This is a genomic window from Pandoraea commovens, assembly GCF_024704525.1.
In the GTDB taxonomy this organism is placed as follows: domain Bacteria; phylum Pseudomonadota; class Gammaproteobacteria; order Burkholderiales; family Burkholderiaceae; genus Pandoraea; species Pandoraea commovens.
Map to the genome: position 1 here is coordinate 3,887,338 of NZ_CP102780.1, position 24,354 is coordinate 3,911,691.

The following is a 24,354-nucleotide window of genomic DNA, read 5'->3' on the forward strand; positions in this document are numbered from 1 at the left end:
CACACTTTGGGCATTAGCCCAGCACGATCAGTGTGCTTGCTCCCAGTTTTCACCAACGCCGACTTCGGCGATCAACGGCACACGCAGCTTGGCCACGCCGCACATCAGTTCCGGAAGACGCTTGCGAACCTCAGCCAATTCATGATCCGGCACTTCGAGTACGAGTTCGTCGTGCACCTGCATGATCTGACGCGTCTGCAAACCGCTATCGTCCAGCCAGCGCTGCACGGCAATCATAGATAGCTTGATGAGGTCGGCGGCGGTGCCTTGCATCGGCGCATTGATAGCCGCGCGTTCGGCACCTTGACGACGCGGGCCGTTGCCGCCATTGATGTCCGGCAACCACAGACGACGACCGAACACGGTCTCAACGTACCCCTTCGCCTTGGCGCTCTTGCGCGTCTCGTCCATGTAACGCGCCACGCCCGGATAGCGCATGAAGTAGCGATCGATGTATTGCTTGGCCGCGTCGCGCTCGATGCCGAGGTTCGCAGCCAGCCCGAACGCGCTCATGCCGTAGATCAGACCGAAGTTGATGACCTTGGCATAGCGACGTTGCTCGGAAGACACCTCCAGCGGCGTGACGGCGAAGATTTCCGCAGCGGTCGCACGGTGAATATCCTCGCCGTTCGCAAACGCACGCAGCAGGCTTTCGTCGCCGGAGATATGCGCCATGATGCGCAGCTCGATCTGCGAGTAGTCGGCCGAGACCAGTTGACTCCCCGGCGGCGCGATGAAGGCCTCGCGAATGCGACGCCCCTCGGCCGTGCGCACCGGAATGTTCTGCAAGTTCGGATCGTTCGACGCCAGACGGCCAGTGATCGCCACGGCCTGTGCGTAGTTCGTATGCACACGTCCCGTCGACGGATTGACCATCTTCGGCAGCTTGTCCGTGTACGTCGACTTGAGCTTGGCCAGACCGCGATACTCCAGCAGCACCTTCGGCAGCGGATAGTCCTCTGCGAGCTTCTGCAACACTTCTTCATCGGTCGACGGCGCACCACTGGCCGTCTTCTTGACGACCGGCAGTTGCAGTTGCGTGAAGAAGATGTCGCCGATCTGCTTGGGGGAATTCAGATTGAATTGCTGCCCGGCCAGCGCGTACGCCTCGGTTTCGAGCGTGATCAGCTTGCGCCCGATCTCGTCGCTTTGTGCCGCCAGACGTGCCGTGTCGACCAGCACACCGTTGCGCTCCATGCGCTGAAGCACGCGCGCCGTGGGCAATTCGATATCGCGATAGACGAATTCGAGCGTGGCTTCGCGGGCGACATCGGGGTACAGCGCACGATGCAGACGCAGCGTAATGTCGGCGTCCTCTGCAGCGTACTCCGTCGCACGTTCGACGCTCACGTCGTCGAAGCCGATCTGCTTGGCACCCTTGCCGCACACGTCTTCGTACTTGACCGTCGTCACGCCCAGATGGCGCGAGGCGAGACTGTCCATGTCGTGACTGCGATGCGATTCGAGCACGTACGATTCGAGCAGCGTGTCGTGCACGATGCCGCCCAGAATCACGCCGTAGTTTTCAAGCACATGTGCGTCGTACTTGAGGTTCTGCCCGACCTTCTTGTGATCGGGACTCTCGAGCCAGTGCTTCAAACGGGCGAGCACTTCGTCGCGCGGCAATTGCTCGACTTCCCCTGGCGCACGGTGCGCCACCGGTATGTACGCTGCGCGACCCGGTTCGCAGGAGAACGACAGACCGACGAGTTGCGCCTGCATCGCGTCGAGCGACGTCGTCTCGGTATCGAACGCCGTCAACTCGGCGGCTTCGATGATCTTCAGCCACGCATCGAACCGCTCCCACGTGAGCACTGCTTCGTACTCGCGTTCGATGGTGTCGGCCACCGGTGCCGGAGCTTCCTCACCGGCTTGCGATGCCACCGTCGCTTCCGCTTCGCGCAGCAGCGTCTTGAAGCCGTGGCGCGAGAAGAAATCGCGCAGCACTTCGGCGTCTTCGGGCTGCGTTTGCAGACTCGCTTCGATGGAGGTGACCTGCGGCGTGAGATCGCAATCGAGCGCCACCGTCACGAGCTTGCGCCCCATCGGCAGCCAGTCGAGTGCACGTCGCAGATTCTCGCCGACGGCACCTTTCACTTCGGCGGCGTTGGCGACGAGGTTGTCGAGATCGCCGTATTGCGTGAGCCACTTGACGGCCGTCTTCGGCCCGCACTTCTCCACACCCGGCACGTTATCGACCGTGTCGCCCACCAGCGCGAGGTAGTCGACGATGCGCGCAGGCGGCACGCCGAACTTGGCTTCGACGGCAGCCGCGTCGAGCGTTTCATTCGTCATCGTGTTGACGAGCGTGACGCGATCGTTCACGAGTTGCGCCAGATCCTTGTCGCCGGTCGAGACGACCACGCGCATACCCAGCTCGGCCGCCCGCTTTGCGAGCGTGCCGATGACGTCGTCGGCTTCCACGCCGTCGATCATCAACAGCGGCCAGCCCATCGCGCGCACGGCTTCGTGAATCGGTTCGATCTGCGCGCGCAGGTCTTCGGGCATCGACGGGCGATTCGCCTTGTACTCGGGATACCAGTCGTCGCGAAAAGTCTTGCCCTTTGCATCGAAAACGCAAGCGCTGTACTCTGCATGAACGTCTTTACGCATGCGGCGCAGCATATTGACGATGCCGTGCAGCGCGCCCGTAGGTTCGCCGCTTGGGCCGCGCAGATCCGGCAGGGCGTGATAGGCTCGATACAGATAACTCGAACCATCGACCAATAAGAGCGTCTTACCTTCCAGACTTTGCTGTTCCGACATATGACCAAGAGAAGAAAAGAGATACCGAGTCTGCGCATGCTGGCAGACCATGAGCGCGCCACCGCCAAGAAGGCGCGCGCGTCGTGGCAGATGTTCACGATTATGGCAGAGTTCATCGAGGCGACCGAGTACCTGTCGGAGATCCGGCCGGCCGTCAGCATCTACGGCAGCGCCCGCATCAAGCCGAAATCGCCGTTCTACAAACTGACGATGACGATTGCCCGCAAATTCTCGGACAACGGCTTCGCCGTCATCTCCGGCGGCGGCCCCGGCATCATGGAAGCGGCCAACAAGGGCGCGCACGGTGGCGCGTCACCGACCGTCGGTCTGAACATCGAACTCCCGCACGAACAGAAGGGCAATCAGTGGCAGGACATCTCGCTGCGCTTTCGCCACTTCTTTACCCGTAAGGTCACATTCGTCAAGAATTCGGACGCCTTCGTGATCATGCCCGGCGGCTTCGGCACGCTCGACGAATTGTCCGAAGTGCTCACGCTGATCCAGACGCAGAAGTCGCGTCGCGTGCCGGTGATTCTCGTGGGTTCGGAGTTCTGGAAAGGCCTGCTGGACTGGGTGCGCTCGTCGATGCTGCCGATGGGACTCATCAGCGAAAAGGATCTCGATCTCGTGCAAGTGATCGACGACCCCGACGAAATCCTCAAGGCGGTCTTCGCGTTCTACGACGGGCACATCGAACCCGAGACGGAAACCAGTGAAAAGATGTTCTACCTGTAAGGGCTGAGCGCAACGTCATCCGCCATGCAAAACGGCGCCGCGAGATCATCGCGAGCGCCGTTTTTTGTGGCGGACGCACGTCCACCGGAGCAACGAATCAGCAGCCGCTTTCGCGCGGTGTCGTCTCGACTTCCAGACCGAAGAACGGTCGCAGGCGCGTGCCGAACACGTTGCCGAAGAACGCCGCTACCAGCCACAGCCAGCCGTGCAGGCTGCCGGAGATGATGCCGCTGAAGTACGCGCCGATGTTGCAGCCGTACGCCAGACGTGCGCCGTAGCCGAGCAGCAGACCGCCCACGATAGCCGCGATCAGCGAGCGCACGGGCACCTTCCATACCGGCGCGAACTTGCCCGCCAACGAAGCGGCCACCAATGCGCCGAGGATGATGCCCAGATCCATGACGGTCGTGACGTCCTGCGAGACCGGCGCGTTGAGTACGTTGACCTGCTTGGCCCAGTATGGCCACGAAGCGACGTCGATACCCACGGCCATGAACGCCTTCGCGCCCCACAGTGCAAATGCCGACGTCACGCCCCACGGGCGACCGGCCAGTGCGAGCGTCGCATAATTGAGCAGCACGAGCGCGAGTGCGCCCCACACCAGCGGCCACGGACCACGCAGCAGCGCAGGCTTGCCTTTGGCGCTGCGCGTCATCGGCACACCGACGATACGGCCATGACGACGCTTCTCCGCCCACAGCGTGAACGCGCCAATCGCTGCGAACAGCGCAAGGTTCGCGATCAGCACGGGCCAGAGGCCCCACGTCTTCACGAGCGAGACGGGCTTGATGTGCGGCAGCGATTCCCACCACGGCAGATGCGCCGTCGCCACGACCGAGCCGACGATGAACGCCGCAAGCGTCACCAGCATGCGCGTATTGCCACCGCCAGCCGTGTACAGCGTGCCCGACGCGCAACCGCCGCCGAGCTGCATGCCAATACCGAAGATGAACGCGCCGAACGCCACCGACACGCCGACCGGCGACACGAGACCGACGACCTTGTTGCCGAAAAGTGTGCCATCCGCCAGCGCCGGGAAGAACAGCACGACACCGACCGCGAGCATCACCATCTGCGCGCGCAACCCGGCGCCACGACGATCCGAAATGAACACGCGCCAGGCCGACGTGAAGCCAAACGCCGCGTGGTAAAGCGCGACGCCGAGCAACGCACCGACACCTGCGAGCGCAGCCTGTTTGGGTCCGACCGTCGCTTGCAGATACGTAATGCCGATGACGATGAGCACCAGCGCAATCGTCAGCGGGCGAGCATTGTAGGAAGAGGGAGAAGGCGACGCCGTTTTGACGGCGGCCGAAGCGGAAGACGACATGACTTTCTGACTCCAGAATGCAGATGGGTGGCACCTGGCCACCCATTAAGACAACTTGCAAGGCTGCCAGAACTCGACGTCGATGCGAACGACCGTTTTGTGATTTCGTTATAACCAAAAGAAATATAGACCAGCATTGCGAATCATCTGAAATCTCACATTTCGGACAGAAGTGTTGTCATGAAACGTTCATTGGTGAGGACAAAAAGGGCCGCAGGCAAGCAACCACGGCGCATTCGACGAGATTCCACAATGCGAAGTGGGGTACGTTTGATAGAATGGACAGATTGGAACCCGCTGCGCCGGCCCGGCTTGCCTCTTACGTCGCGGATGCGTTCCCGCCCTCGGAGAATAATGATGAAAACGCGCTTTTCCCGTGCCCTGCCCCTGCTGATCGGTGCCGGCCTGCTGTTCGCCGGCCATGTCTACGCTCAGGACGGCAAGGAAACCGCCGCACAAGCCGCCAAACGTGAAGCCGACGCCCGCGCCGCTGCCACCAGCGTCCAGAACGTCGACGTCAATCAGGAACGCAAGCCGAGCTACTACGTCAACGACCAGGGTACGACCGTGACCGAGTACCGCGATCGCGGCAAGCCCACGGAAATCGATGTCCACTCCCGTTTCGGCACCAACTACCAGTTGACCACGCCGCCCGACAACGCGCCGCGCGCACGTGACAACACGTCGCAAAACGACCGTCTGCCGTCCGTCGGCCTGAAGTTCTGACGTCTCTGGTAATCTGACTCTTTCGCGCGCCCCGGCACTTCCGATACTTCATTTCGTTCGGCGCGCGAGCCACCTGTTTGTCTCAAACCAGCGGCCCGCTGCACGCGCACGGGCCGTTTGTCTGAGTCTTATCCACTCAACGCAAGCATGGCCGTTTTTACTTCCGTCTCGCCCGAGCAGCTCCAGCAGTGGCTGCAACGCTACGATTTGGGGAATGTTCTCGACTTCCGGGGCATCAGCTCGGGCATCGAGAACACCAACTACTTCCTGACGACCGAGCGCGGCGAGTTCGTGCTGACGCTGTTTGAGAAGCTCACGGCCACGCAGTTGCCGTTCTACCTGCAATTGATGGGCCATCTGGCGCATCACGGCGTGCCCGTGCCCGATCCGATTCCGGATCGCACGGGTGAGATCCTTGGCGAGCTGAACGGCAAGCCCGCGACCATCGTCACCAAACTGTCGGGTCGCTCCGAACTGGCGCCGACGCCCGCGCATTGCGCCCATGTCGGCGCAATGCTTGCCCGCATGCATCTGGCCGGACGCGATTTCACGCTGGAACAGGCCAACCTGCGCAGCCTGCCGTGGTGGCGTGAGGCGGCTCCGGCCGTGCTGCCGTTCCTGAACGATGCCGAGCGCACGCTGCTGGAAAGCGAGATGGCGCATCAGGAGGCGTTTTTCGGCTCGGGCGACTATCGCGCGATGCAGGCCGGGCCGTGCCACTGCGATCTGTTCCGCGATAACGTACTCTTCGACAAGGCCGAAGACGGCTCGCCTCGTCTGGGCGGCTTCTTCGACTTTTACTTTGCCGGCTGCGATAAGTGGCTGTTCGATCTGGCCGTGACGGTCAACGACTGGTGCTGCGACCTCGCCACCGGTGAGCTGGACGACGCCCGTGCGCTCGCGATGCTGCGCGCGTACGAGACGGTGCGTCCGCTGACCGACATCGAGGCGTCGCACTGGCGAGACATGCTGCGAGCGGGCGCGCTGCGATTCTGGCTCTCACGCCTGTATGATTTTCACTTGCCGCGGGCGGCCGAAATGCTCAAGCCGCACGATCCGGGGCATTTCGAACGAATCCTGCGCAAACGCATCGAAGCCGTTTCCATTCCCTGGCTGTAACCCGACCCCACCCGGAGTCTCTCGAACCCTATGCAATTGCTTGAAGTCCCGCCGAAGAGTGGTTATTTGTGGCTGCGCCAGGGCATCTGGCTGTTCCGCAAGAATCCGCTCGCCATCATGAGCCTGCTGTTTGCCTATATGTTCGGCACGTTGGTGATCTCCTTCGTGCCGATCATCGGCGGGCCCGTTTTGCTCGTCCTGGTGCCCGGCCTGTCGGTGGGCTTCATGGCCGCTTGCCGCGACATCATCAAGAACAAGCAGGTGTTGCCGCAGGTGCTGCTCGACGGTTTTCGCGGACACGGCAAAGACATCGCCCGCCGTCTGCTGGTGCTGGGCGGGTATTACATGGCCGCAACCATCGCCGCCTACCTGATTTCGTCGCTGTTCAATGGCAGCGAACTGATCAACAACCTGCTGTTCGACGGCAACGTCAATCGCGACGAGATCATGAACGGCACCGCCGGATTGATCGCTGCCATCGCCTTCGCCATCGCGTACATCCCGGTGGCGATGTTGTTCTGGTTCGCGCCGGTGCTCGTAGCATGGCACGACATCACGCCCGTCAAGGCCATCTTCTTCAGTTGGACAGCCTGCACGCGAAACTTCCGCGCGTTCGTCGTCTACGCGCTGTGTGTGATGCTGCTCGCGGCGGCGGCATCGATGATTCTCACGATCATCATGGCCGTGCTGGGCGTCTTCCAATACGCCATTCTTCTGGTCTCGCCGTTGTCGCTGCTGTTCGCCGCCATCATCTACTGCTCGTTCTACGCCAGCTATCGCGGATGCTTCGGCGTGCAGGAGATCGGGGCGCTCGATCCGAACGTTTCGCCGCCGGAGGCTTGAAGCAGGCATCGGGCGACGTCGACAAAAGCAAAGGGCACCCGAAGGTGCCCTTTTTTATTGCAGTGCCAACGATCACTCGATCGGCTGAAGTTTCGCCACAGCCAGCGCCAGCCATTTCTCGCCATGACGGCCGAATTTCACATGCGCACGCGCTTCGTCGCCCGTGCCTTCCAGCCCGATGATCTTGCCTTCACCGAACTTGGTGTGGAACACGCCCTGTCCCAGCTTGAAGCCCGTCTCCGACGCGCGCGAGCGATCGGCCAGCGCCTTCTCAGACTTCGTTGCCGCCCATTCGTCCTTCGGCGCGCTGACTTGCGGGCGTGAGAACCAGTCGCGCCCCCAAGCCGGTTCGCTTTGACTCAGACGCGCCCCCGGCTGCGCACGCGGCGTGAGGAACTTCAGCACTTCCTCGGGGATTTCGTCGAAGAAGCGCGAGCGCACGTTGTAGCGCGTCTGACCATGCAGCATGCGGCTTTGCGTGAACGACAGGTACAGACGCTCCTTCGCGCGTGTGATCGCCACATACATCAGACGACGCTCTTCTTCGAGCCCGTCGAGTTCGAGCGCGCTATTTTCGTGCGGAAACAGCCCCTCTTCGAGACCGGTGACGAACACCGCCGTGAATTCCAGCCCCTTGGCTGCGTGCACCGTCATCAGTTGCACAGCGTCCTGGCCGGCTTCGGCCTGGTTGTCGCCCGCTTCGAGCGACGCGTGCGAAAGGAAGCCTGCCAGCGGAGTCATCTCCACCGGCGTATCGGCATCGACCACGCCATCGGGAGACGCCAGCACGTCGGGCGCGCCAGGCAGTGCGGGGCGCATCGCGATCAGACGCGCCGGTGCGTCCAGTCCATAGCCCTCTTCAGCGATGAAGGCCGTGGCGGCATGCACCAGTTCCTGCAAGTTCTCGATGCGATCCTGCCCTTCCTTCTCGGTCTGATAGTGCGTAATCAGGCCGCTCGCGTCGATGACATGCGTCACCACCTCCGGCAACGTGAGCCTCTCGGTGGCATGGCGCATCTGTTCGATCATGCGCACGAACGCCAGTAGATTGGTCCCGGCCTTGCCCGTCATATAAGGTACAGCCGCATACATGGAGCAGTTGTAGAGACGCGCCGCGTCGGCCAGTTGCTCCAGCGAACGTGCGCCAATCCCGCGCGTGGGGAAATTGACGACACGCACGAACGCCGTATCGTCGTTCGGATTTTCGATCAGACGCAGATACGCCAGCGCGTGCTTGACTTCCTGACGCTCGAAAAAGCGCAGGCCACCGTACACGCGATAGGCGATGCCCGCGCCGACCAGCGCATGTTCCATCACCCGCGACTGGGCGTTGCTGCGATACAGAATCGCCACGTCTTGTCGGGAAAGGCCTTGCGCGACCAGCGCCTTGATTTCCTCGACGAGCCAGCTGGCCTCTTGCAGATCGGTCGCCGCTTCATAGACGCGAATCGGCTCGCCATGGCCCGCGTCGGTGCGCAGATTCTTGCCCAGACGTCGCGCGTTGTTGGAAATCAGCGCGTTCGCGGCGTCGAGAATATTGCCGTGCGAGCGATAGTTCTGCTCCAGCTTGATCAGGTGACGAACGCGGAATTCACGCTCGAAGTCAGCCATATTACCGACGTTGGCACCACGAAACGCGTAGATACTCTGATCGTCGTCGCCCACAGCGAACACGGCGGCGTTTGTACCGGCGAGCATTTTCAGCCACGCATACTGGAGCTTGTTGGTGTCCTGGAACTCGTCGACGAGGATATGGCGGAAGCGCGACTGGTAATGCACGCGCAGCGGCTCGTTGTGCTTGAGCAGCTCGAAGCAGCGCAGCAGCAGTTCGGCAAAATCGACCACACCCTCGCGCTGGCATTGCTCCTGGTAGCTCGCGTACAGTTCGACGAACTTCTGATTGAACGCGTCGTTGGCCTCGACTTCATGCGGCCGCAGGCCCTGTTCCTTCGCGTTGTTGATGAAATATTGCAGGTTTTTCGGCGGAAATTTCTCATCGTCGACATTCGCTGCCTTCATCATCCGCTTGATGGCGGAGAGCTGATCGGACTGGTCGAGGATCTGGAAGCTCTGCGGCAGCCCAGCGTCGCGAAAATGCGCGCGCAGCATGCGGTTGCACAGCCCGTGGAAGGTGCCGATCCACATCGCACGCGTGCTGATCGGCAGCATCGCGCCAAGCCGGGCCTGCATTTCCTTGGCGGCCTTATTGGTAAAGGTCACCGCCAAAATGCCCGCCGGGCCGACGTGTCCCTGCTGGATTAGCCAGGCGATACGGGTCGTGAGCACGCGCGTCTTGCCGGAACCCGCGCCCGCGAGAATGAGGGCAGGCTCGTCGGGAAGCGTGACGGCGGCCAGTTGTTCGGGGTTCAGATTGGCGAGCAGATCGGGCATGTCGGGGAGGAATTTCGAGTGAAGCCCGATTATAAATCCTGCTGCGGCGCGGAAACGCCACCGAATCTTTTATAATTCAAGGTTTCACGCATTACACGGTCCATCAATCCATGAGCGACAGCGACAATACGCTTGCCAAGAGCTTCGAGCCGCAGGACGTCGAAGCCCACTGGGGCCCCGAATGGGAACGCCGCGGCTATGCCCGCCCGACCCTCGACGACGCCCGCGAAGATTTCAGCATCCAGTTGCCGCCGCCGAACGTCACCGGCACGCTGCACATGGGGCACGCGTTCAACCAGACGATCATGGATGGTCTGACGCGCTACCACCGCATGAAGGGCGCGAACACCCTGTGGGTGCCGGGCACCGACCATGCGGGCATCGCCACGCAGATCGTCGTCGAGCGTCAACTCGACGCCCAGAAGGTCTCGCGCCATGACCTCGGCCGCGAGAAGTTCACGGAACGCGTCTGGGAGTGGAAGGAGCAGTCGGGCAGCACGATCACGCGTCAGGTGCGCCGTCTCGGGGCTTCCATCGATTGGAGCCGCGAGTACTTCACGATGGACGAGAAGATGTCCAGCGCCGTGCGCGATGTGTTCGTCGCACTGTACGAGCAGGGTCTGATCTATCGCGGCAAGCGTCTCGTGAACTGGGAATCGACGCTGCTCACAGCCGTGTCCGATCTGGAAGTGGTCAGCGAGGAAGAAGAAGGCTCGCTGTGGCACATCCGCTACCCGCTCGCCGATGGCTCCGGCACGCTCACGGTCGCAACCACGCGTCCGGAAACGATGCTGGGCGACACCGCACTGATGGTGCACCCGGAAGACGAGCGCTACAAGCACCTGATCGGCAAGTCGGCCAAGCTGCCGCTCACGGACCGTGAAATCCCGATCATCGCCGACGACTACGTCGACCTCGAATTCGGTACGGGCGTGGTGAAAGTCACCCCGGCACACGATTTTAACGACTACGCCGTCGGTCAGCGTCATAACCTGCCGCAGATCAACATCCTCACGCTCGACGCGAAGATCAACGAAAACGCGCCCGCAAAGTACCAGGGGCTGGATCGTTTCGACGCGCGCAAGCAGATCGTCGCCGACCTCGACGCGCTGGGCCTGCTCGAATCGGTCAAGCCGCACAAGCTGATGGTGCCGCGCAGCGACCGCACGGGCACGGTCATCGAACCGATGCTCACGGATCAGTGGTTCGTCGCAATGAGCAAGCCGGCCCCCGAAGGCACGTTCCACCCCGGCAAGTCGATCACCGAAACTGCGCTCGACGTCGTGCGCAGCGGTGAGATCAAGTTCGTGCCGGAGAACTGGACGACGACCTACAACCAGTGGCTCGAGAACATTCAGGACTGGTGCATTTCCCGTCAGCTCTGGTGGGGCCATCAGATTCCGGCGTGGTACGACGACGCAGGCAACGTGTTCGTCGCCCGCACCGAAGCCGAAGCCATCGAGAAAGCGCGTGCCGCCGGCTCCACCGGTGCGCTCAAGCGCGACGAAGACGTGCTCGACACGTGGTTCTCGTCGGCGCTCGTGCCGTTCTCGTCGCTGGGCTGGCCGCAGGAAACCCCGGAACTGAAGCACTTCCTGCCGTCGTCGGTGCTCGTGACCGGCTTCGACATCATCTTCTTCTGGGTGGCGCGCATGGTCATGATGACCACGCACTTCACCGGCAAGGTGCCGTTCAAGACCGTGTACGTGCACGGCCTTGTGCGCGACGCCGAAGGCCAGAAGATGTCCAAGTCGAAGGGCAACACGCTCGATCCGATCGACATCGTCGACGGCGTGTCGCTCGACGCCCTGCTCGCCAAGCGCACCACGGGTCTGATGAACCCGAAGCAAGCCGCGACCATCGAGAAGAAGACCCGCAAGGAATTCCCGGAGGGCATCGCGCCGTTCGGCACCGACGCGCTGCGCTTCACGTTCGCATCGATGGCCACGCTTGGCCGCAACATCAACTTCGATCTCGCGCGCTGCGAAGGCTATCGCAACTTCTGCAACAAGCTGTGGAACGCCACGCGCTTCGTGCTGATGAACTGCGAAGGTCAGGATTGCGGTCTCGCGCCGTGCGTGGGCGATTGCGGCCCGGAGGGTCAGCTCGACTTCTCGCGCGCCGACCGCTGGATCGTCTCGTTGCTCCAGCGCGTGGAAGCCGACGTTGCGAAGGGCTTTGCCGACTACCGCTTCGACAACATCGCCAGCGCGATCTACAAATTCGTGTGGGACGAGTACTGCGACTGGTACGTCGAACTGGCCAAGTGGCAGATTCAGAACGGCACCCCGGCGCAACAGCGCGCCACGCGCCGCACGCTGCTGCGCGTGCTGGAAACGGTGCTGCGTCTTGCCCACCCGATCATTCCGTTCATCACCGAAGCCCTGTGGCAGAAGGTGGCCCCGCTGGCTGGCCGCTATCCGGCCGACAAGGCGCCGGGCGAAGCCAGTATCATGGTGCAGCCGTATCCGGTCGCCGATACCAGCAAGATCGACGAAAGCGACGAAGCCTGGATGCAGCAACTGAAGGCCGCCGTGGATGCATGCCGTAACCTGCGCGGCGAAATGAACCTGTCGCCGGCGCAACGCGTGCCGCTGCTGGTCGCGGGCGATGTGCCGTTCCTGACGTCGATTGCCCCGTATCTGCAAACGCTGGCGAAACTCTCGGAAGTGCAGGTGCTGGCCGACGAAGCCACGCTCGACGCGCAGGCCGCCGGCGCGCCGCTCGCCGTGGTGGGTGCAAACAAGTTGGCATTGAAGGTCGAAATCGATGTTGCGGCCGAGCGCGAACGCCTCGGCAAGGAAGTGAAGCGCCTCGAAGGCGAGATCGCCAAATGCCACGGCAAGCTCTCCAACGAGAGTTTCGTGGCGCGCGCCCCAGCCAACGTTGTGGAACTTGAGAAGCAACGATTAGTCGACTTTGAAGCGGTACTCGGCAAATTGCAGGCACAACTCGCCCGCCTGCCCGCCTGAGACGCGCAATATTCATCAGGGAGATACTAATGAAAGCCATTGTGACCAAAGCCGTCTTCCCCGTTGCGGGGCTCGGCACCCGGTTTCTGCCGGCGACCAAGGCGAGCCCCAAGGAAATGCTGCCGGTCGTGGACAAGCCGCTGATTCAGTACGCCGTAGAAGAGGCGGCAGCGGCTGGCATCACCGAGATGATTTTCGTAACAGGCCGTAACAAGCGCGCCATCGAAGATCACTTCGATACGGCATTCGAACTCGAAGCCGAACTCGAAGCGAAGAACAAGCAGGCGCTGCTCGACGTCGTGCATTCGATCAAGCCGCCGCACATCGATTGCTTCTATGTGCGTCAGCCGAAAGCGCTGGGTCTGGGCCACGCCGTGCTGTGCGCCGAGAAGCTGGTGGGCGACGAGCCGTTCGCCGTCATCCTTGCCGACGACTTGCTCGACGGCCAGCCGCCGGTGCTCAAGCAGATGGTCGATCTGTACAACCAATATCACAACTCGATCATCGGCGTAGAAGAGATCCCCATCGAGCAAAGCCGCTCGTACGGTATCGTCAAGGGCACGGACTGGGGCGAGAAGGCGATCGTCAAACTGACGGACATCGTCGAGAAGCCGGCGCCGGAAAATGCACCGTCGAATCTGGGCGTGGTTGGCCGTTATGTGCTGCGTCCGCGTATTTTCGACTGCATCCGCGAGATCGATCCGGGTTCGGGCGGCGAGATCCAACTGACGGACGCCATCCAGAAACTCATGCAGGACGAAGTCGTGCTCGCCTATCGCTACGACGGTAAGCGCTTCGATTGCGGCAGCAAGCTCGGTTATCTGAAGGCGACGGTGGAGTTCGCTCTGCGTCACCCGGAACTGAAGGACGCATTCCGCAAGTATCTGCAGGAAGATGTGCAGGGCGACCTGACCTGAGCGTCTGTCACCTGCGCAAATAAAAAAACCGACGGCATGTCCGTCGGTTTTTTTGTGTCTGCTGTACCGCTAGGGCGTTGGCATCGATGCAATCGACGCTGACAACACCCACCGTCAATCAGCGACGGCGCATCCAGAAGTGGAACGTCTTGCCATCTTCGCGCGTATCGAGCAGTTCGTTGCCGGTTTGCTTGGCGAAGGCGCTGAAATCGCGCCCCGAGCCCGGATCGGTGGCGATGATGTGCAGCACTTCGCCGCTTTGCATTTCCGCCAGCGCCTTCTTGGCACGCAGGATCGGCAGCGGGCAGTTCAGGCCGCTCGCGTCGACTTCTTTCTGGAATTCCATGCTCATGTCCCTCTCTTCGGTCTTGTTCGAATCTGTTGCGGAGTTGGCCCCGCAAATCGCGATTCTACCGTAGTCGTCGCCGAACGCTCCCGCCGACGCCCGTTTCAGCGCGTCGGCCCATCGGCGCATCCGTACGTCATCCAGCAATCGACATCCGCGCCGATTCGACGTATTCGACCGGCAGATTGCGCCGTCGTAGCCATTCGGCGACCGCGTGCCCGGTCCCTGCGCGCCACGGACGCACTTGATGCGGCGCGACGAGCCGGAACTCGGCCAGCTCCTCCGAGAGCTGAATATCACCGTCACAGACCGCGTGATACGCGATGATCAATTCGTTCTTGCGCATGAATTCGTAGACGCCGAGCAGTGAAATCGCATCGGCTTCCAGATTCGTCTCTTCCTTGATTTCGCGGCGAATGCCGTCTTCATGGGTCTCGTCGCGCTCAAGAAAGCCGGTGATGAGCGCGAACATGCCTTCGGTCCACGCCGCATTGCGTGCCAGCAGAATCTGGCCACGGTATTCCACGAGTCCGGCCACGACCGGCAGCGGGTTGTCCCAGTGGACGAAACCACAGGCCGCGTCCGGACAGGCGCGGCGAATACGCCCGGCGACCTCGCGAGAATCGAGCGCAGAGGCACAGCGGGGACAAAAAATGAGTTCGTTCATGATCGTTCTTCAGCGAATCCGAACATATTAAATGAACTCATGACGCGCTGCATATTCGGCAAATTCCGAGACGCGTCCGGACCAAGCCCAAACAGGCCGGGGCGTATAATCGCCGAACGTCTTTCAATTTTCGATCACGGCCCCGTGACTGACATTCCACCGAACGTTCCGCCCGCGTCCGACACGCCACCTCAGTCGTCCTCGCCGTCTGCATCGCCCTCACCCGCTGCTCCTGCCACGTCGCCTAAATCGCTATCCACCCGGCTGACCCAACGTGGCGTACGCCGCTCACGTCGTCTGTGGCACAACTATGGTGTGTTCTGGCTCGGCGCAGTGCTCGTCGGTCTGGTGTCGGTGGCCTACGCCAAGCTGGTGGACTTCGGATTCGAGCTATTCCAGCGCATGCTGACGCATGGCTTCTGGCTGCCGCTGATCGTCACCCCGCTCGGTGCCGCGCTGGCGATATGGCTGACGCAGAAGTTCTTCCGGGGTGCCGAGGGCAGTGGCATTCCCCAGGTGATCGCAACGCTTCAGGACTCGCGTTTGTCGAAATCGCTGCTGACGCTGCGCATCATGTTCGGCAAGATCGCGATCTCGTTTCTCGGCATTCTGTGCGGCTTCACGATCGGCCGCGAAGGCCCGACCGTGCAGATCGGCGCATCGCTGATGTACGCCATGCGACGCGGGTATCGCCGCAGCAGCGTGCACATCGAGCGTCAACTGACACTGGCCGGGGCAGCGGCAGGTCTGGCGGCAGCGTTCAACACGCCGCTCGCGGGCGTCGTGTTCGCCATCGAAGAGCTGAGCCGCAGCTTCGTCGCACGCAGCAGCGGCACACTCATTACCGCCATCATCTTCTCCGGCGTCGTGGCGCTCGGCCTGCAAGGCAACTATCTCTATTTCGGCCAGATCAAGGCCATCAGCGAATTCAACTGGGCACTCATCCCGGTGCTCATCGTCGCCAGTGTGCTGACGGGCGTGGCCGGGGGACTCTTCGGCTGGTTGATGCTTAACGTGCCGCGATGGATGCCCGCGCAACTGGTCAATTTGCGTCGCGCGCGCCCGGTGCGCTTCGCCTTCCTGTGCGGTCTGGCGATTGCGGTGATCGGCATTGTCTCAGGCGGCACCACGTTCGGCAGCGGCTACGCCGAAGCGCGGGGTTTGCTTGAGTCGCACGCGGCGCTCTCGCCGTTTTACGCCGTGCTGAAGTTTGCCGCGTTGTGCGTGTCGTATCTGTCTGGCGTTCCCGGCGGGATCTTCGCGCCGTCGCTGGCGATTGGTGCCGGGCTGGGGAATGTGATGGCGCACGTGACGTCCGTGATACCGCTGCCCGCGATGGCCGCGCTGTGTATGGTCGGCTATCTGGCGGCGGTGACGCAATCGCCGATTACGTCGTTTGTGATCGTCATGGAGATGATCGACGGCCATCAGATGGTGATTCCGCTCATGGCCGTCGCACTGCTGTCGACGCAGGTCTCGAAGACCATCGCGCCGTCGTTCTATCACACTTTGGCGCACCGCTTCCTGACGCCTACGGTGCCTGCGCCGCGTCAGGCTTGATCGAAACTGCTACGCCTTCACACTCAGCGCACGGATATCTGCAGCCAGACGTTCTACCGTCTCCACACGGGTATCCCACGCGCACATGAAGCGGCAGCCGCCTGCGCCGATGAACGTATAGAAGCGCCAGCCCTTCGCGCGCAGCGCCTCGATGACATGCGGCGGCAGTTCTGCGAATACGCCATTGGCCTGCGTCTCGAACATGATCGATACGCCGGGAATGTCGCGGATGCGGCTCGCGAGCAACTGCGCCATCTCGTTCGCATGCCGTGCACGGCGCAGCCACGTGTCGTTCTCCAGCATGCCGAGCCACGGCGCGGAGATGAAACGCATCTTCGAGGCCAACTGCCCCGCCTGCTTCACGCGATAAGCAAAATCCTCTGCGAGCGAGCGGTTGAAGAACACCACCGCCTCGCCGACCGGCAAACCGTTCTTCGTGCCACCGAAACACAGCACGTCTACCCCCGCACGCCAGGTCACGTCGCCCGGATGGCAGCCGAGCGTCGCCACCGCGTTGGCAAAGCGTGCGCCGTCCATGTGCACGCGCAGGTTGCGGCGCTTGGCGACCGCCGAGATCGCTTTGACCTCATCGACCGAGTAGACGGTCCCGACCTCCGTCGCCTGCGTGAGCGTGACGACCTTGGGCTTCGGGAAGTGGATGTCCGAGCGGCGATTGATGACGGCCTCGACGGCGTCTGGCGTGAGCTTGCCGTTGTTCTCGCGACCACGTGCGGTGAGCAGCTTCGCGCCGTTGGAGAAGAACTCCGGACCACCGCACTCGTCCGTCTCGACGTGTGCCAGTTCGTGACAAATGACGGAGTGATAGGACTGCGACAGCGACGCCAGCGCAAGCGAGTTGGCCGCCGTGCCGTTGAAAACGAAGAAGACTTCGCAGTCCGTGTCGAAGAGTTGCCGGATGCCGTCGCACACGCGCTGCGTCCACGTATCGTCGCCATATGACACTTCGTGACCGCTGGCATTCGCCTCGACCAGATAGCGCATGGCCTCGGGGCAAATCCCCGCGTAGTTGTCGGACGCGAAGTGCTGCGGCGTTTGTGCCGCGTCGGTGGACGTGATCTCAGTATTCGAAACGGACGGAGCTTGCGACATGACGACCTCTTCAAGACAGCGGGAACGCCACACAACGCTCCCGCTTCAGACAGCCCGGTGACGGACACCGGCTTAACAGATTTGCGACTTCAGATTCGCGCGCTCACTCGGGGCGCGGATCCGACCAGAGCGTGCCTGCCGTAGACCAGTTTTCCGGCTTGATGTCGGTGATGATGATATCGACGGACCCCGGCGTGCAACCGATCGTCTCCACTGCGGCTTGCGTAACGGCTTTGACGAACGCGCGCTTTTGCTCGACGGTGCGCCCTTCGAACATCTCGACGTGAAACGTTGGCATTGCGATCAATCTCCTGATGTCGTTATTGGAACCGGCGGCGTAGCGCTGCCGGACGTTTCCGATGCCCTGCCCGAGCGCCCCAGACAACAAGTCCGTGCGCCCTCCATCGAACGGTCAATCGCGAAACGAGGCGTCTATTCTATCGAGTTTGCGCAGCAGCGCAGGCCATTCCAGCACGCCCTCGATCGCGCCGCCGTCTTCGAGCTGAATCGCCGTCTTGTCCTGCACCGCCGGACTCGGCAAATTCGGCGCAGCGCCGCCCGCCAGCGCCTGCAACTGGATCTCGCAGGCCTTGATGAGTGTCGCCATCAGCACGAAGGCTTCCGCCACCGTGCGGCCGACGGTCAGCGTGCCGTGATTACGCAGCAACATCGCGGGATGTGCGCCAAGCGACGTCACCAGCCGCTCGCCCTCCGACGGTGAAAACGCCAGCCCTTCATAGTCGTGATATCCGATGCGCTCGTGAAAGCGCAGCGCATGCTGCGAAATCGGCAGCAGGCCATGCGGCTGAATGGATACGGCGATACCCGCCGTGTTGTGCAGATGCATGACGCAAACGGCATCCGGGCGCGCCGCGTGCACCGCTCCGTGCAGCGCAAACCCGGTCACGTTGACGGGATGTGCGCTCTCGCCCACGATCTCGCCGTCCATCGTGATCTTCACGAGATTCGACGCCGTCACTTCGTCGAACGCCAGCCCGAACGGATTGATGAGGAAGTGCCCCGGCTCGCCCGGCACCATCGCGGAGATGTGCGTGTAGATGAGATCGTCCCAGCCGTTCAGCGCCACGAGGCGATAGCAGGCGGCAAGATCGATGCGCACCTGACGCTCTTCGTCGCTCATGACAGTGGCGGCCTTTCGGCCCGCCTTCAAGGTAAAAGACATACGCTTCTCTGAGGAAAGTCCGAAGATTCAAGCGAAGGCCTACCGGAGTTGTCGTATCAGGGCGCGCGTTCGAGCGAACGACGCCAGTCCCACACGAAACCGATAGCCCCGAGCGCCAGCACGCCGCTGGCACACAGCAATGCCGTCGTGAACCCGCCGGTCGCGGCGACGAGCGGCGCGGCCACCAGTGGGCCGACGATCTGCCCGATGCCATAGGATGCCGTCACCAGCCCGATCAGACCATTGGCATTGTCCCCACGCAAACGTCGGCACTCGCGCACCGCGTAGACCGTAATCGCCGTGAACGGCAGCCCCACGAGCACACTCCCCATCGCGAAGCCCACGACGTTCGGCAGCACGATGCCGATGCCCACCCCCAGCCCTTGCATGACGTAGCACACCGCGAGCAGCAGACGGTTATCCCACGCGAGCGGCGCGCGTGCCCCGATGATGGCTCCCGGAATCACCATCAGACCGAGCAGCGGGAAGAACAGGTCGGGCCACGGCGAGCCGGGCAGCGCCTGACGTGCAATCACCGGCAGGAACGTCGCCGTGATGATGTAGCCGAAGCCAGCGAAGCTGTACAGGATCGTGACCGGGATCACGCTCTCGCCGCTGCCGTGATTGATCGAGGGCGCGGCGGTGGCGGCCGTAGACTTGGCAGCGTCGGCCGACTTGGTCGCATCGACGGCCACGGGTACATCGGCCACGAACGTCTGCCAGATGACGGCCAGCAACGCCAGCGCGAGCACGCCGCACAGCAACCAGCCGCCGCGCGCAGGCCAGCCGAGCGCATCGTTCAGGCTCGCGAGCAAGCCCGTCACCACAATACCCGCGCCGGGCCCGGCAAAGATCACACCACCGAGACTCGGCATGCGCAGCTCGGCCAGTTTGCGAAAGCCCCACCCCGCCGAGAACACCATCGCCCATGCGCTCATCACGCCCGCGAGCGTGCGCACGATCGCCCACACGACGAACGATTCCATCAGCCCCATCGCCAACGTCAGCGCGACCGTGGCGGCGAGTGCGAAGCGAATGAGGAGCGTCGGCGTGAAGTGCAGCCACATGCACGACAACGCCCCGATGAAGTACCCCGCATAGTTCAGCGACGCGAGCCAACTGCCGTGCTGAATGTCGGTGAGATGCTCATGCAGCATGAGTGGCAGCATCGGCGTGAAAGCGAAGCGGCCGATCCCCATCGCAATCGACAAGGCGAGCATGCACGACAACGCGATGCGCCAGGCCGCGCGCTCCGGCGACGGTTGACGCAGCTTCGTGACACGGTCGGAATCGGCGAGAGTAGCTGGCATGGCGATGGCTGGCCCGCAGGCGAAAGAAGTTGACGTGAATCGTGGCAAATACTTTACATGCAAACCATTGCCGAAGGTGACGGTGCCCCTGCCCCCGGCAGGGCGATAGCGCGCGCCGGCCAGCCAAAAATGCAAAACGCGCACCGAAGTGCGCGTTTTGATGAATCAGGCGTGAGTGAAACGAGAGATAACCCCCGTCATCGCCCCATTACAGCTTGCCAGCCACCCATGCCTGCACGCCAGCGAGCGCCTGCGGCAGTTGCGACGGGTCGGTACCACCGGCCTGCGCCATGTCCGGACGACCGCCGCCCTTGCCGCCGACCTGCTGGGCGACGAAGTTGACGAGTTCGCCCGCCTTGACCTTGGCCGTCGCGTCCGCCGTCACACCGGCGATCAGCGTGACCTTGCCGCCTTCGACGGCAGCCAGCACGATGGCTGCGCTCTTCAGCTTGTCCTTGAGCTTGTCCATCGTCTCGCGCAGCGTCTTGGCGTCGGCGCCTTCGAGTTGCGCGGCCAGCACCTTCAGACCGCTCACGTCGACGGCCTTCTCGACCAGTTCATCGCCCTGGCTCGATGCCAGCTTCGACTTGAGCGCCGCCAGTTCCTTCTCCAGCGACTTGACCTGCTCCTGCACCTGCGCGATACGCGGGCTCAGTTCTGCAGGTTGCGTCTTGAGCGCGGCAGCTGCTTCGTTGATCTGGTCGTCGAGCGTCTGGACGAAGCGCACCGAGTTATCGCCGGTGATCGCTTCCACGCGACGGATACCGGCGGCCACGCCACCTTCCATCACGATCTTGAACAGGCCGATATCGCCCGTACGCGAGACGTGCGTACCGCCGCACAGTTCGCGCGACGTGCCGATGTCTAGCACGCGCACTTCGTCGCCGTACTTCTCGCCGAACAGCGCCATTGCGCCGCCCTTGACCGCGTCGTCGAACGACATCAGCGCGGCTTGCGTCGGCGCGTTCGCCAGCACTTCGGCGTTCACGATATCTTCCACGCGACGAATTTCGTCGGCCGTCATCGCAGCGTTATGCGCGAAGTCGAAGCGGGTCTTGTCGGCGTCGACAAGCGAGCCCTTCTGTTGCACGTGACCACCCAGCACTTCGCGCAAGGCCTTGTGCATCAGGTGAGTCGCCGAGTGGTTGCGCACGGTGCGCGCGCGACGCACGGCATCGACCTGCGCCGTTACCGCTTCACCGACCTTCAGCTCACCCGATTCCAGCGAACCGTAGTGACCGAACACGTCGGCCTGAATCTTCTGCGTGTCCGACACGCCGAAACGCGCAGCCCCGGCGACGATCAGACCCTGATCGCCCACCTGACCGCCCGACTCGGCGTAGAACGGCGTCGTGTCGAGCACAACGATGCCTTGCTGACCAGCAGTCATCTTAGCCACGCTGGTGCCGTCGACGTACAAAGCCGTGACCTTCGCGCCTTCGAGCGCGAGCTTGTCGTAGCCTTCGAAGCGCGTCTTGTCGCCCGTGTATTCGAGCGCCGTCGCCATTTTGAACTTACCGGCGGCGCGCGCCTGCTCACGTTGACGCGCCATCGCGGCGTCGAAGCTTGCTTCGTCCACCGTAATGCTGCGCTCGCGACAAACGTCCGCCGTCAGATCGAGCGGGAAGCCGTAGGTGTCGTGCAGCTTGAATGCCAGTTCGCCGTCGAGCGTGGTCACGCCCTTCTTGGCCAGATCGGCCAGCGCGCCTTCGAGAATTTCCATGCCGTTCTCGATGGTCTCGCCAAAGCGCTCTTCTTCCTGCTTGAGCACGTCGGTCACGCGCTGCTGCGCCTGCGCCAGTTCCGGATAGGCAACGCCCATCTCGGCGACCAGATCCGGTACGAGCTTGTAAAAGAACGGCTTCTTGCAGCCGAGCTTGTAACCGTGACGGATCGCGCGGCGGATGATACGGCGCAGCACGTAACCACGGCCTTCGTTACCCGGAATCACGCCGTCGACGATCAGGAATGAGCACGCACGGATGTGATCGGCGATCACCTTGAGCGAGTTCGCATTGAGGTCGGTCACGCCCGTCTCACGACCGGCGGCCTTGATCAGGTGCTGGAACAGGTCGATCTCGTAGTTGCTGTGAACGTGTTGCAGCACGGCCGCAATACGCTCCAGCCCCATGCCGGTGTCAACGCACGGCTTGGGCAGCGGCGTCATATTGCCCTGCTCGTCGCGGTTGAACTGCATGAACACGAGGTTCCAGATTTCGATGTAGCGGTCGCCGTCTTCTTCCGGCGATCCCGGCGGGCCACCCCACACGTCTTCACCGTGGTCGAAGAAGATTTCCGAGCACGGGCCGCACGGACCGGTATCGGCCATCTGCCAGAAGTTATCCGAGGCGTAACGCGCGCCCTTGTTGTCGCCGATGCGGATGATGCGCTCGGCCGGCACGCCCACTTCCTTCGCCCAGATGTCGTAGGCCTCGTCGTCTTCCTTGTAGACGGTGACCCAGAGCTTTTCCTTCGGGAGCTTGTAGACGGTCGTCAGCAATTCCCACGCGTACTGAATCGCTTCGCGCTTGAAGTAATCGCCGAACGAGAAGTTGCCCAGCATTTCGAAGAACGTATGGTGACGGGCGGTGTAGCCCACGTTTTCGAGGTCGTTGTGCTTACCGCCGGCGCGCACGCTGCGCTGGGCCGTGGTCGCGCGCGTGTACGGGCGCGATTCGAGTCCGAGGAAGACGTCCTTGAACTGCACCATGCCGGAGTTCGTGAACAGCAGCGTGGGGTCATTGGACGGCACGAGGCTCGACGAGCGCACGATGGTGTGCCCCTTCGACTCGAAGAAGTTTAGGAATTTTTCCCGAATGTCTGCGACTTTCATAGGCTGCGTGGAAGCGTGGGGACCGGGCAGGCAAAGCCTGGCGGGGTATTTTGCAAACTTTTGATTATACGGGAAATCGACCTCTCCACAGCGTCCCGCCGCTAACCGCAGTGCGAAACGGCGCTGGTCAGCCACCGCGCGTGCGCCGTAGACTCTCACTCACAAGTTCCGCATTGCAAAACAATGTTCCGCAACATGTTCGAGCCAACGATCGTTGACGAATCGACGTCGGTCAAACGAGGCCCCGGACGAACGAAGACAAATCGAAACACAAGGAGATAGCGAACGATGGGTGCGCTGAGTCATATCCGGGTACTGGACCTTTCGCGTGTGCTGGCCGGTCCGTGGGCCACGCAGAATCTGGCCGATCTGGGCGCAGACGTGATCAAGGTGGAGCGTCCCGGCGTGGGCGACGACACTCGCAGTTGGGGCCCGCCCTACCAGCGCGATGCCGATGGCCACGACACGGCCGAAGCCGCCTATTACCTCGCGGCAAACCGCAACAAGCGCTCGCTCACGCTCGACATCTCCCGACCGGAAGGACAGGCCATCGTCAAGGCGCTGGCTGCGCAGAGCGATGTTGTCGTCGAGAACTACAAGGTCGGACAACTGGCCAAGTACGGCCTCGATTACGCCTCGCTCAAAGCGGTCAAGCCGGATCTCGTCTACTGCTCGGTCACCGGCTTCGGGCAGGACGGCCCGTACGCCTCGCGTGCAGGTTACGACTTCATCGTGCAGGGTATCGGCGGTTTCATGAGCATCACCGGCGAGCGCGACGCGCTGCCCGGCGGCGGCCCGCAAAAGGCCGGTGTAGCGATTGCCGATCTGATGACGGGCATGTACGCGAGTCTCGCGATCATGGCCGCCCTCACCCACCGCGACCGCACCGGCGTGGGTCAGTACATCGACATGGCGCTACTCGACACGCAGGTGGCCATGTTGGCGAACATGAACACGAACTATCTGGCCAGCGACAAAGCGCCGGTGCGCTGGGGCAACGCGCATCCGAACATCGTGCCGTATCAGACCTTCCAGACGGGCGACGACGGCTGGATCATCGTCGCGGTCGGCAACGACGGGCAATTCCGCAAGTTCGTGGAGGCCGGTGGCGAGCCAGCGCTGGCCGACGACGAGCGCTTCGCCACCAACCCGTCGCGGGTCCGTCACCGCGAGACGCTAGTGCCGCTGCTCGCGCAAATGGTGCGCAAGTTCGGCAAGGACGTCTGGATCGACAAGCTCGAAGCGTCCGGCGTGCCGTGCGGCCCGATCAACACGCTGCCCGAAGTCTTCGCACACCCGCAGGTCAAGGCGCGTGGCATGGAAGTCGCGTTGCCGCACGCGTCCGGTGGTGTGTCGCGACTGGTCGCGAGCCCCATGAAGATGAGCGAGACGCCCCCGCTCGCGCGCACCGCCCCGCCAACGCTCGGCCAGCATAGCGACGAGATCCTGCGCGAACGGCTCGGCTTTGATGATGTGAAGATCGCAGGCCTGCGTACCGATGGTGTGGTGTGAGACCGACTCAAGCGCCATCCGGGCAGTCTGCCTG

General features: G+C 62.5%; 18 protein-coding genes. 8 read left to right on the forward strand and 10 right to left on the reverse strand.

From position 1 onward, the window contains the following. Window positions 1-27: 27 nt before the first annotated feature. Entirely contained in the window at window positions 28-2,766 is a 2,739-nt protein-coding gene (gene polA / locus NTU39_RS17600; protein ID WP_150663333.1) for a DNA polymerase I, read from the reverse strand. Between polA and NTU39_RS17605 the strand changes: the two genes are divergently transcribed. After that, window positions 2,767-3,501, forward strand: coding sequence for an LOG family protein (locus tag NTU39_RS17605; RefSeq protein WP_039397329.1), 735 nt, complete (start codon window positions 2,767-2,769; stop codon window positions 3,499-3,501). It abuts the gene before it with no gap. A 97-nt stretch (window positions 3,502-3,598) separates the two neighbouring features. Here NTU39_RS17605 and NTU39_RS17610 read toward each other — a convergent pair whose 3' ends face one another. Continuing rightward, a complete protein-coding gene (locus NTU39_RS17610) occupies window positions 3,599-4,831 on the reverse strand; it encodes a YeeE/YedE family protein (protein WP_257958162.1) in 1,233 nt (410 codons plus the stop codon). 354 nt (window positions 4,832-5,185) lie between these two features. Here NTU39_RS17610 and NTU39_RS17615 point away from each other — a divergent pair, with 354 nt between their 5' ends. The 3 genes from NTU39_RS17615 (at window position 5,186) to NTU39_RS17625 (ending at window position 7,519) form a co-directional block, all read left to right on the forward strand. After that, complete coding sequence (locus NTU39_RS17615) at window positions 5,186-5,557, forward strand: hypothetical protein (protein WP_052252618.1); 372 nt, start codon at window positions 5,186-5,188, stop codon at window positions 5,555-5,557. Window positions 5,558-5,704: 147 nt separating this feature from the next. Beyond that, the gene (locus NTU39_RS17620) at window positions 5,705-6,676 is read left to right on the forward strand and encodes a homoserine kinase (RefSeq protein ID WP_150663335.1); all 972 of its coding nucleotides are present in this window, start codon (window positions 5,705-5,707) and stop codon (window positions 6,674-6,676) included. 30 nt (window positions 6,677-6,706) lie between these two features. Further along, a complete protein-coding gene (locus NTU39_RS17625; protein WP_150663336.1) occupies window positions 6,707-7,519 on the forward strand; it encodes a BPSS1780 family membrane protein in 813 nt (270 codons plus the stop codon). Between the two features lie 72 nt (window positions 7,520-7,591). Here the strand turns inward: NTU39_RS17625 and NTU39_RS17630 are convergent, their stop codons facing one another. Next, window positions 7,592-9,910: a UvrD-helicase domain-containing protein gene (locus NTU39_RS17630; RefSeq protein ID WP_150663337.1), complete on the reverse strand. Its 2,319-nt coding sequence runs from the start codon at window positions 9,908-9,910 to the stop codon at window positions 7,592-7,594. 110 nt (window positions 9,911-10,020) lie between these two features. Here NTU39_RS17630 and NTU39_RS17635 point away from each other — a divergent pair, with 110 nt between their 5' ends. Both NTU39_RS17635 and galU read left to right on the forward strand, forming a co-directional pair. After that, on the forward strand, window positions 10,021-12,882 hold the full coding sequence (locus NTU39_RS17635) for a valine--tRNA ligase (protein WP_257958164.1): 2,862 nt from the start codon (window positions 10,021-10,023) through the stop codon (window positions 12,880-12,882). 29 nt (window positions 12,883-12,911) lie between these two features. After that, on the forward strand, window positions 12,912-13,799 hold the full coding sequence (galU, locus tag NTU39_RS17640) for a UTP--glucose-1-phosphate uridylyltransferase GalU (RefSeq protein ID WP_039397316.1): 888 nt from the start codon (window positions 12,912-12,914) through the stop codon (window positions 13,797-13,799). A gap of 118 nt (window positions 13,800-13,917) precedes the next feature. Here the strand turns inward: galU and NTU39_RS17645 are convergent, their stop codons facing one another. After that, on the reverse strand, window positions 13,918-14,145 hold the full coding sequence (locus NTU39_RS17645) for a sulfurtransferase TusA family protein (protein WP_039402727.1): 228 nt from the start codon (window positions 14,143-14,145) through the stop codon (window positions 13,918-13,920). A 136-nt stretch (window positions 14,146-14,281) separates the two neighbouring features. Beyond that, complete coding sequence (locus tag NTU39_RS17650) at window positions 14,282-14,812, reverse strand: NUDIX domain-containing protein (RefSeq protein ID WP_257958165.1); 531 nt, start codon at window positions 14,810-14,812, stop codon at window positions 14,282-14,284. Between the two features lie 264 nt (window positions 14,813-15,076). On the opposite strand from NTU39_RS17650, the gene NTU39_RS17655 reads away from it, so the two are divergent. Next, window positions 15,077-16,372 carry a chloride channel protein gene (locus NTU39_RS17655; RefSeq protein ID WP_257960101.1) on the forward strand — a complete coding sequence of 432 codons (1,296 nt, stop codon included), beginning with the start codon at window positions 15,077-15,079 and terminating at the stop codon, window positions 16,370-16,372. Between the two features lie 9 nt (window positions 16,373-16,381). Here the strand turns inward: NTU39_RS17655 and NTU39_RS17660 are convergent, their stop codons facing one another. The 5 genes from NTU39_RS17660 to alaS all read right to left on the reverse strand — a co-directional run bounded on the left by NTU39_RS17660 (window position 16,382) and on the right by alaS (window position 22,808). Next, the gene (locus NTU39_RS17660; RefSeq protein ID WP_257960102.1) at window positions 16,382-17,374 is read right to left on the reverse strand and encodes a threonine aldolase family protein; all 993 of its coding nucleotides are present in this window, start codon (window positions 17,372-17,374) and stop codon (window positions 16,382-16,384) included. Window positions 17,375-17,585: 211 nt separating this feature from the next. Then, on the reverse strand, window positions 17,586-17,780 hold the full coding sequence (locus NTU39_RS17665; protein WP_150578194.1) for a 4-oxalocrotonate tautomerase: 195 nt from the start codon (window positions 17,778-17,780) through the stop codon (window positions 17,586-17,588). Window positions 17,781-17,894: 114 nt separating this feature from the next. Beyond that, on the reverse strand, window positions 17,895-18,665 hold the full coding sequence (locus NTU39_RS17670; protein ID WP_257958166.1) for a class II aldolase/adducin family protein: 771 nt from the start codon (window positions 18,663-18,665) through the stop codon (window positions 17,895-17,897). Window positions 18,666-18,721: 56 nt separating this feature from the next. Next, the gene (locus NTU39_RS17675; protein ID WP_257958167.1) at window positions 18,722-19,975 is read right to left on the reverse strand and encodes a YbfB/YjiJ family MFS transporter; all 1,254 of its coding nucleotides are present in this window, start codon (window positions 19,973-19,975) and stop codon (window positions 18,722-18,724) included. A gap of 208 nt (window positions 19,976-20,183) precedes the next feature. Further along, window positions 20,184-22,808 carry an alanine--tRNA ligase gene (gene alaS, locus NTU39_RS17680; RefSeq protein ID WP_257958168.1) on the reverse strand — a complete coding sequence of 875 codons (2,625 nt, stop codon included), beginning with the start codon at window positions 22,806-22,808 and terminating at the stop codon, window positions 20,184-20,186. Between the two features lie 288 nt (window positions 22,809-23,096). On the opposite strand from alaS, the gene NTU39_RS17685 reads away from it, so the two are divergent. Beyond that, window positions 23,097-24,320 carry a CaiB/BaiF CoA transferase family protein gene (locus NTU39_RS17685; protein WP_150663344.1) on the forward strand — a complete coding sequence of 408 codons (1,224 nt, stop codon included), beginning with the start codon at window positions 23,097-23,099 and terminating at the stop codon, window positions 24,318-24,320. Window positions 24,321-24,354: the final 34 nt, after the last annotated feature.

What these genes read in the sequence shown, in the direction of transcription:
- NTU39_RS17660 (WP_257960102.1), bottom strand. Translation starts at nt 17,374, where the DNA reads ATGCGCTATCTGGTCGAGGCGAATGCCAGCGGTCACGAAGTGTCATAT.
- NTU39_RS17615 (WP_052252618.1), top strand. Translation starts at nt 5,186, where the DNA reads ATGATGAAAACGCGCTTTTCCCGTGCCCTGCCCCTGCTGATCGGTGCC.
- NTU39_RS17630 (WP_150663337.1), bottom strand. Translation starts at nt 9,910, where the DNA reads ATGCCCGATCTGCTCGCCAATCTGAACCCCGAACAACTGGCCGCCGTC.
- NTU39_RS17650 (WP_257958165.1), bottom strand. Translation starts at nt 14,812, where the DNA reads ATGAACGAACTCATTTTTTGTCCCCGCTGTGCCTCTGCGCTCGATTCT.
- NTU39_RS17605 (WP_039397329.1), top strand. Translation starts at nt 2,767, where the DNA reads ATGACCAAGAGAAGAAAAGAGATACCGAGTCTGCGCATGCTGGCAGAC.
- NTU39_RS17665 (WP_150578194.1), bottom strand. Translation starts at nt 17,780, where the DNA reads ATGCCAACGTTTCACGTCGAGATGTTCGAAGGGCGCACCGTCGAGCAA.
- NTU39_RS17625 (WP_150663336.1), top strand. Translation starts at nt 6,707, where the DNA reads ATGCAATTGCTTGAAGTCCCGCCGAAGAGTGGTTATTTGTGGCTGCGC.
- NTU39_RS17675 (WP_257958167.1), bottom strand. Translation starts at nt 19,975, where the DNA reads ATGCCAGCTACTCTCGCCGATTCCGACCGTGTCACGAAGCTGCGTCAA.
- NTU39_RS17620 (WP_150663335.1), top strand. Translation starts at nt 5,705, where the DNA reads ATGGCCGTTTTTACTTCCGTCTCGCCCGAGCAGCTCCAGCAGTGGCTG.
- NTU39_RS17685 (WP_150663344.1), top strand. Translation starts at nt 23,097, where the DNA reads ATGGGTGCGCTGAGTCATATCCGGGTACTGGACCTTTCGCGTGTGCTG.
- polA (WP_150663333.1), bottom strand. Translation starts at nt 2,766, where the DNA reads ATGTCGGAACAGCAAAGTCTGGAAGGTAAGACGCTCTTATTGGTCGAT.
- NTU39_RS17610 (WP_257958162.1), bottom strand. Translation starts at nt 4,831, where the DNA reads ATGTCGTCTTCCGCTTCGGCCGCCGTCAAAACGGCGTCGCCTTCTCCC.
- NTU39_RS17635 (WP_257958164.1), top strand. Translation starts at nt 10,021, where the DNA reads ATGAGCGACAGCGACAATACGCTTGCCAAGAGCTTCGAGCCGCAGGAC.
- NTU39_RS17645 (WP_039402727.1), bottom strand. Translation starts at nt 14,145, where the DNA reads ATGGAATTCCAGAAAGAAGTCGACGCGAGCGGCCTGAACTGCCCGCTG.
- alaS (WP_257958168.1), bottom strand. Translation starts at nt 22,808, where the DNA reads ATGAAAGTCGCAGACATTCGGGAAAAATTCCTAAACTTCTTCGAGTCG.
- NTU39_RS17670 (WP_257958166.1), bottom strand. Translation starts at nt 18,665, where the DNA reads ATGTCTTTTACCTTGAAGGCGGGCCGAAAGGCCGCCACTGTCATGAGC.
- galU (WP_039397316.1), top strand. Translation starts at nt 12,912, where the DNA reads ATGAAAGCCATTGTGACCAAAGCCGTCTTCCCCGTTGCGGGGCTCGGC.